At 66.8% G+C, this 12604-nt stretch carries 12 protein-coding genes; 3 read left to right on the top strand and 9 right to left on the bottom strand.

Annotated features, from left to right (window positions below; translation table 11 throughout):
* Window positions 1–53 precede the first annotated feature (53 nt).
* From LO55_RS26860 to LO55_RS11620, 8 genes are all read right to left on the bottom strand, one after another.
* Complete coding sequence (locus LO55_RS26860; protein ID WP_218145976.1) at window positions 54–1127, bottom strand: BON domain-containing protein; 1074 nt, start codon at window positions 1125–1127, stop codon at window positions 54–56.
* Window positions 1128–1367: 240 nt separating this feature from the next.
* Window positions 1368–1772, bottom strand: a complete 405-nt coding sequence (locus tag LO55_RS11650; RefSeq protein WP_071361562.1) for a hypothetical protein — start codon at window positions 1770–1772, stop codon at window positions 1368–1370.
* A 121-nt stretch (window positions 1773–1893) separates the two neighbouring features.
* Complete coding sequence (locus LO55_RS11645) at window positions 1894–2595, bottom strand: hypothetical protein (protein ID WP_071361561.1); 702 nt, start codon at window positions 2593–2595, stop codon at window positions 1894–1896.
* Window positions 2596–2721: 126 nt separating this feature from the next.
* Complete coding sequence (locus LO55_RS11640) at window positions 2722–4344, bottom strand: methyl-accepting chemotaxis protein (protein ID WP_071361560.1); 1623 nt, start codon at window positions 4342–4344, stop codon at window positions 2722–2724.
* Between the two features lie 105 nt (window positions 4345–4449).
* Window positions 4450–6174, bottom strand: a complete 1725-nt coding sequence (locus LO55_RS11635) for a DUF8614 domain-containing protein (protein WP_071361559.1) — start codon at window positions 6172–6174, stop codon at window positions 4450–4452.
* Window positions 6175–6206: 32 nt separating this feature from the next.
* Window positions 6207–7637 (bottom strand): efflux transporter outer membrane subunit, encoded by a 1431-nt coding sequence (locus tag LO55_RS11630; protein WP_071361558.1) that lies wholly within the window; start codon window positions 7635–7637, stop codon window positions 6207–6209.
* 38 nt (window positions 7638–7675) lie between these two features.
* Window positions 7676–9307 carry a DHA2 family efflux MFS transporter permease subunit gene (locus LO55_RS11625; protein WP_071361557.1) on the bottom strand — a complete coding sequence of 544 codons (1632 nt, stop codon included), beginning with the start codon at window positions 9305–9307 and terminating at the stop codon, window positions 7676–7678.
* Between the two features lie 9 nt (window positions 9308–9316).
* Window positions 9317–10468, bottom strand: a complete 1152-nt coding sequence (locus LO55_RS11620) for an HlyD family secretion protein (RefSeq protein WP_071363772.1) — start codon at window positions 10466–10468, stop codon at window positions 9317–9319.
* A 116-nt stretch (window positions 10469–10584) separates the two neighbouring features.
* Here LO55_RS11620 and LO55_RS11615 point away from each other — a divergent pair, with 116 nt between their 5' ends.
* Together LO55_RS11615 and LO55_RS11610 are read left to right on the top strand one after the other, a co-directional pair.
* Window positions 10585–11244 carry a TetR/AcrR family transcriptional regulator gene (locus tag LO55_RS11615; RefSeq protein ID WP_071361556.1) on the top strand — a complete coding sequence of 220 codons (660 nt, stop codon included), beginning with the start codon at window positions 10585–10587 and terminating at the stop codon, window positions 11242–11244.
* A 130-nt stretch (window positions 11245–11374) separates the two neighbouring features.
* Window positions 11375–11560, top strand: coding sequence for a hypothetical protein (locus LO55_RS11610; RefSeq protein WP_005665700.1), 186 nt, complete (start codon window positions 11375–11377; stop codon window positions 11558–11560).
* Window positions 11561–11629: 69 nt separating this feature from the next.
* On the opposite strand, the gene LO55_RS11605 is transcribed toward LO55_RS11610, so the two are convergent.
* Window positions 11630–11953, bottom strand: a complete 324-nt coding sequence (locus tag LO55_RS11605) for a hypothetical protein (protein ID WP_005665696.1) — start codon at window positions 11951–11953, stop codon at window positions 11630–11632.
* A gap of 239 nt (window positions 11954–12192) precedes the next feature.
* Here LO55_RS11605 and LO55_RS11600 point away from each other — a divergent pair, with 239 nt between their 5' ends.
* On the top strand, window positions 12193–12603 hold the full coding sequence (locus LO55_RS11600; protein ID WP_071363771.1) for a DUF2141 domain-containing protein: 411 nt from the start codon (window positions 12193–12195) through the stop codon (window positions 12601–12603).
* Window position 12604 lies beyond the last annotated feature (1 nt).

Genomic DNA, 12604 nt, shown 5'->3' with positions numbered 1-12604 from the left:
GAAACACCCGCGCGCCGGACGGCCGCGGGCTGGCGCACTACGTCAGGCCGACATTACTTGACCTTGATCGCGCTCTTGACGTTGGTCACGCCGTCGACGCCCTTGGCCACTTGCATGGCCTTGTCGGCTTCGGCCTTCGATTCGACGAAGCCGCTCAGCATCACGACGCCGCCTTCGGTGTCGACACTGATGTCCATGCCCTTCAGGGCGGGATCGGCCACCAGGCCGGCCTTGACCTTGGTGGTGATGGTGCTGTCCGAGGCCACGCGGGCCGTCTTCTCGCCCGCGCGCTCGGTGGCGTTTTCCGTCTTGCGGACGGCGTTCGACGCCATTTCCTTGGTGCGGTCGACGGCGGCCGCGGTCTTTTCCTTCACGGTGGCGACCGCTTCGCGGGTGCGTTCGCCTGCGCCGGCCATGCCGGTCTTCTCGGCCACGTTCGACGCCACCTCGCGGGTCTTGTCCGCCGCGTTGCGCGCCGCTTCGCGGGTGTTCTCGGCCGCGTTCGCCGCCGCTTCGCGGGTGTTGGCGGCAACCGCCGCGCCGGTCGTGCTGGCCACGTTGGTGGCGGTGGTGACGTTGCCGCGCTGGTCGACCACGCAGGCGCTGCGCGCATCGCCGGTCATCTGTTCGCACTTCTGGACGGCCGCGGCCGTCGCCGGATCCTTCGAGTCGATGCTGCTCACCAGCTCGCCGCTGCTGCTGGGGCCGACGGCGCGGTCGATATTGCGGTCGTCCAGGCGGGCCAGCGCGGCGTCGCGGATCGAGCCGGCCGTGGCCTTGCAGCGGTCCTTGTCGCCGGACGCGGTGGCGTCGCACTGGGTATCGGCCAGCTCGTGCTCGGCGCGGATCACCTTGGCGCGCGCATCGCGCAGGTTGCCGCCGGTGGTGTCGTATCTGGTGTAGGCATCGAGTTCGGCGCGCGCCTGGGCCAGCTTGGCTTCGTCTTCGCACACTTCCTCGGCATTGCCGCTCCTGGCGTCGCACTTGGCCTTGGCGCTGCGGTAGTCGGCGGCGGCCTTGTCCATCGCGGCGCGGTGGGCGTCCTTGTCGACGGGGGCGGCAGTGGCGGGAGCAACGGCGACGGCGGAGACGGCGGTTGCGATCAGGGTAGCGATGAGGGTTTTCATGATCGGATTCCCTTGCATGCGTTGTTAGGATGGCATCCATTAAACGCCCTGTACCCTTCAACATCTGTGCGACAACGTACCTTGTTCGGACAAACCGGTCTGTGGGACATCGCCGCAAATCACTTGCCTTGCGCATGCCCCGTTAACGCACAAACGCCGTTCCCGCCAGCAGCAGGAACGACGTCCTCAGGGCAATGCAGTCGCGGCCGCAGTGAGGTGCGAACGCGACGTGCTCAGCGATTACTTGGCCTTGTTGGCGTCACGTGCGGCGTCGCGGGTCGACTTGGCCTGCGCTTCGCACTTGTCTTCAGCGTCGCCCTTCAGCGAATCGCATTTTTCATCGGCCAGTTCATACTCGGCGTCGATCACGTTGTCGCGTGCCTTGCGCACATTGTTGCCGGTATTGTCGAACTTGGTGGTGGCGTCCAGTTCGGCTTTCGCGCGGGCCAGCTTGGCCTCGTCTTCGCAGACGTCTTCGGCGTGGCCGCTCATGGCATCGCACTTGTCCTTGGCAACACGGTAGTCGGCCTTCGCCTTGTCCATTGCCGTCTTGTGGGCGTCCTTGTTGGTCTGGGCAGCGGCGGGAGCGATGCCGATAGCGGCGACGGCGGCGGTGGCGATCAGGGTGGCGATGAACGATTTCATGTTGAGTCCCTCTATTGAGTTATTGGTGGACTCATTAAACGCCTGTACTGACGAGCACTCTGTGCGGCATCGAACGCTTATAAAAAAATCAATTAAGCTAATGCGGGCGATAGCCGCCCGCTCAGCGGTCGCCGCGCAGCAGTCCCTCGCGCCACAACGCATCGGCCGCCTCGAACGGCGACAGGCGGCCGTCGAACTGCCTGCCGTTGGCCGCCAGGCCCACCCAGGCGCGCGTATCGTGGCCGCTGCCCGGCACCGCGACCGTCGCGCGCACGCCACTCAGCCAGCCGTGCACCCGCGCATATCCGCCCGGCTGGGTGCGCTGGATCCAGGCCAGCGCCACCAGGTCGGCGAAGCCTTCCTCGCGCCGGGTGTCGCGCATCGCCTTCGCCGCCGCCAGCAGGGCGGGATCGTGCGAGGTTTCATGGCCCGTTTCGACGAAGCCGGCCGGCAGCAGATGCCATTCGCCCTGGGCATAGCGCCAGCAATGGGCCAGTTCGTGCGCGGCCATGGCTTCGATCAGCAGCGCCTGCTCGTCGGCGGGGACGTTCGCCAGCACCTGCTCGGCCTCGGGATTGCCGCGCATCGACAGCACCAGCTTGCAGCGCCCCTTGTCGAAGCCCATCGCCAGCGGCACCGCGCCGGCCGGCGCCTGCGGCTGGACGATGACGTCGACCGGCAGGTCGATCGATTTCGAGTACGCCAGCACGGGCGCGGCGGCGCGCAGCCAGCGCGATTCCTGCGCAGTCAGCTGGGCGGCCTGGGATGGCAAGACGGCGGATGCGACGGCGCAGACGGCCGCGAACAGGAGGGGCTTGGACATGGTGCGTCTCCAGGATGAGCGAAATTCCTATCGGAAATTCTATCCCCAGATCGCGCACTACTTTCAGGAAAATATTTCCCTATGCTCAAAAAAGCAAGGGGCCGGCAGCGCGGCCCCCGGTCGGCGTCAGGCTGTCAGCGCTGGCCGCTTGCGGCCAGCCGGCAAGGCCGCCACCGTCGCCCCATCCAGCCGGAAAATGCTGACCAGCTGAGCCAGGCGCTCGGCTTCTTCTTCCAGCGAGGCCGCGGCCTGGCTGGCCTGCTGCACCAGTTCCGCGTTCTGGCGCGTGGCGTAGTCGATCTGGCCGATCGCGCCATTGACCTGCTCGATGCCGGCATTCTGTTCCGCCGACGCATGGCTGATCTCGGCCATGATGTCGGTGACGCGCTTGACGCCGGTGACGATCTCGTCCATCGTCGCGCCGGCCTGGTCCACCAGGCGCGCGCCCGCATCGACCCGTTCGACCGAGCTGCCGATCAGGACCTTGATTTCCTTGGCCGCCGCCGCCGAACGCTGCGCCAGGTTGCGCACCTCGGTCGCCACCACGGCGAAGCCGCGGCCCTGCTCGCCGGCGCGGGCCGCTTCCACGGCCGCGTTGAGCGCCAGGATATTGGTCTGGAACGCGATGCCATCGATCACGCCGATGATGTCCACGATCTTCTTCGACGATTCGTTGATCGCCGCCATCGTGCCCACCACCTCGGCGACCACCTGGCCGCCGCGCTGCGCCACGTCGGAGGCCGATTCGGCCAGCATGTTCGCCTGGCGCGCGTTGTCGGCATTCTGGCGCACGGTGCCGGTCAGCTGCTCGACCGAGGCGGCGGTGGCCTGCAGGGTGCCGTTCTGGCGTTCGGTGCGGCTGGCCAGGTCGCGGTTGCCGTCCGCGATCTCGGTCGATACGGCGCCGATCGCCAGGGTGCCGTTGCGCACCTGGGCCACGATGCGCACCAGGCTGTCGCGCATGCCCTGCATCGCGAACAGCAGGCTGGCGCGGTCGCCCGGGCGGGTGACGATCTCCACGCCCAGGTCGCCGCTGGCAATGGCGCTGGCGATCGAGGCGGCATAATCAGGCTGGCCGCCCAGCTGGCGCAGCAGGCCGCGGCTGATGTACCAGGCCGCCAGCGAACCGGCCGCGATCGCGCCCGCGCACAGCAGCGCCATCCAGCCGAAGAAGCCGTTGGCCATGTGGCGCGCCTCGGCGGCCGCCTCGTGGCTCAGCTGTTCCTCGAGGTCGATCAGCTGGTTGATGCTGGCCAGCCAGGCAGTGAAGGCCGGCGCCGCCTCTTGCGCCAGCAGCGCATTCGCCTCGATGACCTGGCCGGCCGCGTGCAGCGCGATCACGCGCGCGATCAGCGGCTTGGCCAGGCTTTCCTGGGTCTTGATCGCGGCCAGCGCCTCCTTCTCTTCCGGCAGGATGTCCTTGCGTTCATTGAACAGCGCATCCAGCGGGCCGGCTGCGCGCGCATAGTTGTCGTCCAGCGTGCGGATCAGCGCGATCGGCGCGGCCGCCGCCGCCCCGTCCTGGGCCAGCACCACGTCGCGCAGGGCGATCGCGCGGTCGTGCACGCTGCCGCGGAAATTGATGGCGTGGCGCTGCTTGACGCTGTTGACCTCGTTGATATGGTTGAGAACACTTTCGATCCGGCCCACGCGGCTCACCGCCAGCGCGACCAGGGCAATCATCAATAAGAAAACGGCGCCGTAGCCGAATGCCAGCCGGGCGCCGATGGTCAGATTCTTGGTTTTCATGGGTAGCACCGTGTTAGTCGTTCAGTGAAAGGAAACACCATAGGTATTTCCTATTGGAAACGATTTGACTATAGCACGGTGCTGCGCGGCGTGCTTACAGCACCCTTATTTGAGCAAACTGTCCGCCGTCACGAAGGCCGGACGGATATCGTTCGGCACCGCCTTGAGCTTGTCGAGCGCCTTGCGCACCTCGGGGCGGATCACGACGTACCTGTCCATCATCGCCTTGGCGCGCGCATAATCGCCGGTGGCTTCGATGGTCAGGAATTCGCGGTCCAGGTCGATCACGGCCCCCTTGATCTTCTTGAAGTCGACCGAAAAAGTGCCGTCGTCGTGGGCGACAAAGCCGCCCTTGTCGAGCAGGTAATTCACCTGGATCGCCATGCCGCGCGCGTGCGACGAACCCAGTCCGAAGTGCAGGGTGCGGAAGCTCGAGGCCAGGAAGGTGTTGTACAGCTTGCGCTCGGCCGCCGCGCCCTGCCCCAGCGTGTCCTTCAGCAGGCCCTTGTCCATCATGTATTGCAGCGCCCACAGGCCGGTGATGTCGGCCTTCGCTTCCTCGATGGTCGAATAGGTTTCCTTCAGGTCCTGGCGCGGGGTCGAGTCCTTGCCATCCTTCTTCGTATGGTGCGGTCCCAGGCCGTGCATGATCTCGTGCGCCAGGATGTGGGTGAAGAAGGAATCGAAGTCCAGGTCCTTCTGATCCGCCGGCTTGAGCACCTGCTTGCTGATCGGCGTGAGCGTGGACGCGAACTTGGCCTGCTGCACATTCTTGAGCATCACGCGCTTGGAGCCGCGCTCGCGGATCACGCGCTCGTCGTTCGGCAGGTTGTAGGCGGCGGTCTGCACGCCCATATTGCCGTCGCCGGCGCCAACCACCTCGTTGACCACCACCATCGGCGCGATGGCGCCGACCTTCGGGTTGCGGTACTGCTTGTCGAGCGGCAGGTTGTCCTCGAGTTCCTGCAGGTGCTTGCCGAAGAAGTCGAGCTTGGCCGTTTCCTGCGGATCGCGGATGCTCACATAGGCCTCGAACGCGGCCTTGTAGCCGAACAGCTCGTCGTTATAGGTTTCGTACGGCCCGATGGTCACGTCGACCGGCGAGTCGAGGTCCATCCAGGCGAAGTCCGAGGCGAGATAGTCGTTGGAAAGAAACGCGTCGGCGCGCAGGTTCAGGAATTTCTTGAGCGAGGCGTTATCGGTGGCTGCCGCCGCCTCGCGCAGCAGTTTCGCCAGCTGTTCCAGTTCGGGGCGGTATTCATCCGCATACTTCACGGTGCGCAGCTTGCCGTCCGGCCCAGTGCGAATCACCGTAAAGAACCACTGCGCCTCTTTCTTCTGCTCCGGCGCCAGGCCGTTCATCCAGTTTTCCAGGGATGCCTTGGTGGCGCCTTCCGGATAGAAGTTGGCGCCCTCGGGCTTCTGCGCCGGAATCCTGATGCCCGCATACTCGGCCGGCATGAACGAGGCATTGTTGTCGAGGTTCGACCACGGGCCCTTGTTGAGCCAGAACGCATCGAGGCGCGCGCGGCCGAGCGGCGTGGTATCCTTCCTGAGCGCGTTCCACAGGGCCTCGTTGTGAGCCCAGCGCTGGCGCAGCTGCAGCGTGTCGACGATCTTCGCCGCTTCGATCAGCTTGGCGATGGCGGCGCGGTCACCTTTGGACAAGTGCGCCACGTCGGCGCGCAGCTCGACCGGCGCGAAGCGTTTCGACATGGCGTGCAGTTGGTCGGCGCTGGCGACCGCGGGCGCCGTTTGCGCCTGCACGGTCGGGCTAAAAGCGGCGCCAATGGCGGCGCACAGGACGAGTGGTGCGAGGATGGTTTTCATGGTCTCTCGGGTCGTGGATGACAACCGGACCATTATCGCACCGTCGCCAGCGCCTCTCCCTGCTCCCAACCGCCGCCGAGCGCGCGCGCCACCGCCACCGTCGCCAGCAGGCGCTGGGTGCGGATCTGGGCCGCGGCGCGGTCCGCCGCCAGCGTGCTGCGCTGGGCGTCGGTCACGTCGAGATAGGTCGACACGCCGCGCTCGTAACGCGCCTGCGCCACCAGCAGCGCGCGCGCCGCGGCCTGCTGCGACTGGGCTTGCACGTCTCCCTGTTGCTGGCGCTGCTGCAGGTCCGACAGCGCGTCTTCGACCTCGCGCAGCGCGCTCAGGAGCTTCGTCTGGTGGTTGGCCACCGCCTCGTCGTAGCGCGCCCTGGCCAGCGCCAGGTTGGCGCGATTGCGTCCGCCATCGAAGATCGGCAGCGACAGCGCCAGCGGGCCGGCCGAGAACTGGCGCGCGCCGCCGCTCGTCAGGTCGTTCAGGCTTTGCGAGGCATAGCCGAAATTCCCGGTCAGCGACAACGCCGGATAGAAGGCGCCTTCGGCCACGCCGATCTGCGCATTGGCCGCCTTCAGCTGCGCCACACTCGCCGCCAGGTCGGGCCGCTGGCCCACCAGGCTGGCCGGCAGGCCGACGGGAATCGCGGGCGGCTGCGGCAGTTGCACGTCCGCTGCCGCCAGCAACGGCGCGCTGGGCGTGCTGCCCACCAGCGTGGCCAGCGCGTGTTCCACCAGGTTGCGCTGGCGCTGCACTTCGTGCAGGTCGGCTTCGGCGTTGGCGCGCTCGATGCGCGCGCGCGACACGTCCAGCTCGTTCGACAGGCCGGCATTGAAGCGGGCCTCGACCAGTTGCTGCGACTCGCGGCGGGTGGCCAGGGCGTCCTCGAGGATCGCGCGCTCGGCGTCCAGGCCGCGCAGCTGCCAGTACGACGACGCGACCTGGCCCGACAGCAGCAGAAGAACGCCGTCGCGATCCATCTGCGCCGCCAGCGCCTGCGCATCGCTGGCCTCGACGACGCGGCGCACGCGGCCCCACAGGTCGAGCTCATACGACAGCGACGCGCCGACGCTGTAGTTATTGCCCTCGATCGAGCGCCCGCCCAGGGCCAGGCCCTGCGACGTTTCGGCCGAGGTCCGGCTATTCGACACGCCGGCGCCGAGCGAGACGCTCGGCAGCTGGCCGGCGCGCACCACGCCGAGTTGCGCCTGCGCCTGCAGCAGGCGCTGGGCCGCGGCCTGCACGCCCGGATTGTCGCGCAGCGCGCGCGCCTCCAGGCTGTCGAGGGTGGCGTCATGGAACACGGTCCACCAGGCGGCCGGCAGGCGCGCGCTGTCGCTGCCCGCGTCGAGATGGCGGAACGCAGATTGCGCTGGCGCGTCCGGCGCCTTGAAGTCTGGGCCGAGCGTGGTGCAGCCGGCGAGCAATGCGCTGATCGCGATGACGGTGGCGAGAGGTTTGAACATGGTTGATCTCTTCATTCGATTCAGTATCAATGGCCGCATCAATGGGCGCCTGAGCCGCCACCCGGCGACTTGACCTTGTCGGCCATCCAGATCGCCGCGATGCAGCCGAGCAGGATCATGCCGATGATCCAGAAGCCGTCGTTATAGGCCATCACATAGGCTTCGCGCCGCACCAGGCGGTCGACCACGGCCAGCGCCTGGCTGGCTGCCGCGGCCGGGTCGATGCCCTTGGCGATGAAGCCCTGGGTCAGCGCATCCAGGCGTTCCTGCGTCGCCGGCGCATAGCTGGAAACCGCTTCGCCCAGGCGCGCCGAATGGAAGTGTTCGCGGTTGGTGAGCGAAGTCGCCAGCAGCGCGATGCCGATCGAGCCGCCCAGGTTGCGGGTCATGTTGAACAGGCTCGAGGCCGATCCCATGTCGCGCGGCGACAGGCCGGACATCGCGAAGTTCGACAGGGTCAGCATCACGAACGGCTGGCCGATGGCGCGCACGACTTGCGTCCACATCAGCTGGTCGTAGCCGGTGGTGGCGTCCATGAACGAATTCATGATGCACGAGATGCCGAACATGAACAGGCCGAAGCTGCACAGGATGCGGTTGTCCACTTTCGAGGACAGCTTGGCCGCGAACGGCATCACCAGCAATTGCGGCAGGCCGACCCAGGCGATCACTTCGCCGATCTGCATCGGCGTATAGCCGGCGATCTGGCCCAGGTACAGCGGCAACAGGTAAGAGGAACCATACAGACCCATGCCGATCACCGCCGACAGCGTGGTCGCCACCAGAAAGTTACGCTGGCCGTAGAGGCGCAGGTTGACGAACGGTTCCGGCTTCGAGAAGCTCAGCGCCACCCAGCCCAAGAGGCCCGTGAGCGAGAGCGCGGCGAAGGTCACGATGAAGCTCGAATCGAACCAGTCCTTCGAATTGCCCTCTTCCAGGAAGATCGTCAGGCAGGCCAGGCCCATCGCCATCAGCGCGATGCCGAGCCAGTCGGCCTTCACCAGCGTCCTGAGGTTGGCCTTCTCGGGATTCAGGCCCCAGGCCATGCCGGCGATGAGCAGCACGCCCGGCACCCAGTTGATGTAGAAGATCGACGGCCAGCCATACAGCTCCGACAAATAGCCGCCCAGGGTCGGGCCCATGGCCGGCGCCAGGGTCGCGGTCAGGCCGAAGATGGCCATGCCGGTGGCGCGCTTCGACGGCGGCAGCAAGGTCATCACCAGGGTCATCGCCATCGGGATCAGCGCGCCGCCGGTGAAGCCCTGCAGCATGCGGAACACGATCATGCTCTCCAGGCTCCAGGCCGCGCCGCACAGGGTCGAGAACACCAGGAACAGCGCGGTGGTGCCGATCATGTAGTTGCGCACGCCGAAGGCGCGCGTGAACAGCGCCGTCAGCGGGATCACGACGATCTCGGCGCACAGGTAGGCGGTCGAGATCCACGAGCCTTCTTCCTGCGTGGCCGACAGGGTGCCGAGGATGTCGCGCAGCGAAGAGTTGGTGATCTGGATGTCGAGCACCGCCATGAAGGCGCCCAGCATGCCGGCGGCGATCGCGATCCAGGTGCGCAGGTCCACCGGGCCGCGCAAGGCCGCGGCGCCGTTTGCAGGCGCGCCCGGGACTGCCCCCGATGTCGGGCCGACTGCGGCGGGTTTGCTCAGGGTCGTCATGGCAAGCGCTTAGTGCACGGCGGCGGTCTGGGTCGGCTTGACGTCCTGGCCCAGTTCGACCTCGGCCACCACCGACATGCCGGGCACCAGGCGGCCGGCGTATTTCTTCACGTCCTGCGGGTCGAAGGTGATCTTGACCGGCACGCGCTGCACGATCTTGGTGAAGTTGCCGGTCGCGTTATCGGCCGGCAGCAGCGCGAACTGGTTGCCCGAGGCCGGGGCGAAGCTGTCCACGCGGCCCACCAGGTGATGCTCGGGCAGCGCGTCGACCTCGAGGCTGACCTTCTGTCCCGGCGCCAGGCCGGCGAGCTGGGTTTCCTTGAAGTTGGCGACCACCCAGACGTTGTCCTCGACCACGGCCAGCATCGCCTGGCCCGGCTGCACGCGGGCGCCGACTTCGACGCTGCGGCGGCCGACGCGGCCGTCCACCGGCGCCACGATGCGGTTGTAGGCCAGCTGCTGCTGCGCTTCCTTCCACTGCGCCTGCAATACCTTGACCTGCGCCTTGAGCACGTCGCGGCCCGCCTCGGCAGCGCCGATCTGGGCTTGCGCCGCGGCGGCATTGTCGCGGCGCGCGGCCAGGTCGGCCACGGCGGCGTCGCGCGCGGCGTTCGAGGCATCCACCTCGGCCTTCGACACCGCCTTCATGGTCTCGTTGTACAGCTGGCCGAAGCGTTCGGCGTCCTGGCGCGCCCGCAGCAACTGGGCCTGGGACTGCTTGACCTGGGCCCCGGCGGCGGCGGCCTGGGCGCGCACCTGCTGGATCTGCGCCTCGGCCTGGCCAACCTGCTGCTGCATGCTGGCGATCTGGGCTTCGATCTGCTCGACGCGCACGGCGTGGTCGACCGGGTCCAGCTCGGCGATCACGTCGCCCGCCTTCACCAGCTGGTTGTCGTCCACCAGGACCTTGGTGACCACGCCGGCCACGCGCGACGACACCTGGTGCACGCGCCCGGTGACATAGGCATTTTCGGTCTCGACGAAGTGATGGCTGCGGTACCACATGCGTCCGCCGGCGCCGATCGCGGCCAGCGCGATCAGGCCGACCACGACCAGCACGCGCTTGTTGGGCCCGCTCTTGCCGGGCCCGCTGCCTGGCGCCGCGCCCGCTGGGGTCTGTGCCGCGGGCGCCTGCCCTGCCGTGCTGTGCATCTCTGCCATGGAAAAGCTCCGGAAAATGAAATGAAATGGATTCATCGCATTATTTGCCAGCAACACGGGGAAGTCAAGAAATGAAACGGTTGCGTTTCATTTTGGTTTGCACTAGAGTCCTTGCCATGAGCAAAGCACAGAGTGAAACCCCGGCGACCGTCAAATCCGCCGGACGCCCGAAGGCGTCGGAAGTCGAGGCCCGTACCCAGGAATTGATCGAGGCCGCGGGCTGCCTCATCCTGCGCCATGGCTATACCAAGGTCAGCCTGGAAGCCATCGCCCGCGAGGCGCGGGTGGCGGTGCGCACGATCTATGTGAAGTTCGGCGGCAAGGCCGGCCTGCTCAAGGCCGTGCTCGCCTCACGGCGCGAACGCCTGTTTGCCGGACACAGCATGGACGCCGACACCCGGCCGCTGCGCGCGATCGTCGACGACTTCGCGCGCGACTTCTACGATCTGCTGGTCGACCCCGATACGATGGCCATGCAGCGCGTGGTGATCGCCGAAGCCGCCAGCAATCCGGAACTGGCGAAGGCTTTCTATGAGGGCGGGCCGCGCCTGACGCGCGAGATGCTGTACCGCTTCTTTTCGCGCCCGGACATCCGCAGCCAGCTGCGCGACGAGGTGCCGCTGGAATTGCTGCCGATCCATCTGATCGGCTGCATCTGCGGCGATCCGATCGGGCGCTTCTTGTTCCCCGACACCCAACCAACGCGCGAGGAGGCGCGGCGCGAGCTGGCGGCGCGTCTCGAGCTGTTTTATGCCAGCGTTCTGAAGAACTGTTAAATAATCACGAGAGCTGGATGACTAAGTGCGGCATCGCACGGACACAACGGGCATTTTTGTGGCACTCTGTAAGCCTTCACAGAGGGTGTCGTGAATATCAATAACAGCGGTGAGACCGCGAGGAGAAAGCATGAGCAAGTCGTCCAGATACGAATGGCGTGATCAACAGGCATCGCTGCAAGAACGCATGAAAAACTTTATCGAAAACCCTGGCGCCGACCAGATGGAAGCCGTGATCGCTGAAATGCGGTCCTATGCCGCCGCCGCCAAGGCCGGCACGATCGATATCCCGGAGCGCTTCGTCAGCTTTAGCTGAAGCAAAGTCGCCTCCAAAACAGTGCCGTCCGGTGCAAGCCGGGCGGCATTTTCATTTTTATGGTGCTCGTCAGACGGCCGACACGGGCACCGGCCTGGCCTGCTCTTCCACGTCATGCACGCGCGTGAGCAGGTGCACCTTGCGCGGCGCCCGGTGGCGCTCGTGCAGTTCGCGGGTCAGCACCTCGACCCGGCGCGGCCGCACCGCCACCTGCTGCGGATCGACGGTGCCGATGGCGCCCGGCACGTACTGGCTGAATTGCGAGGCCAGCAGCTGGGACACCGTGCCGCAGATGGTCGCCGGCGCGCCGTGGACCGTGGTATGGAGTTCGAAACAGCGGGTTTCCGGTAACACGTAGACGGTCCCGACGTACTCGTTGCAGTGCTCGTCCATCTTGCCCTCCTGTGAACGCGGGCGCGGCAAGTCGGCTTGCCGCCGCATTTCCCGCCGTACTCCCTCATCATAGGCTTTTGGCAGGCGCTGGCAAGCGGCGCACGTGGCGGCTTCTCTTGATGACGATTCGCGCCGTATCCGTGCATTTCGCGCCGCCTGGCGCCGCTTCGTCGCACACCGCGGCGGGGCGCGGTTCGCTCTTCCAGAATGGCCCTATCGACCACTCAACGGAGACGTTCATGCACCGCCTTGTCCTTCTGCTTGCCCTGCTGTCCAGCGCCGCCGCCAGCCACGCCGCCGACCTGTCGATCCAGGTCGACGGCGCGCGCGGCGACGGCGGCAGCGTGAAGATCGCCCTGTTCGACAGCGCCGACCGCTTCCTCAAGCGCCCGCTGCACAGCGCCAGCGCGCCCGTGCGGGATGGCGGCGCCACCTTCGCGCTCAAGGACCTGGCCGCCGGCCAGTACGCCATCGCCGCCTACCATGACGCCGACGACAACGGCAAGCTGGACCAGAACATGATGGGCATCCCGGTCGAGGCGACCGGCTTCAGCAACGATGCGCTGGGCAATATGGGGCCGCCGGCGTTCGAGGCTGCCCGCATCGACCTGCCGCAGGGCGGCAACGCCATCCGCATCACCCTGCGCTGAG

The organism is Massilia timonae (assembly GCF_001866515.1).
GTDB classification, from domain to species: Bacteria; Pseudomonadota; Gammaproteobacteria; order Burkholderiales; family Burkholderiaceae_D; genus Telluria; species Telluria timonae.
This window is presented reverse-complemented; position numbering and strand designations above follow the sequence as displayed.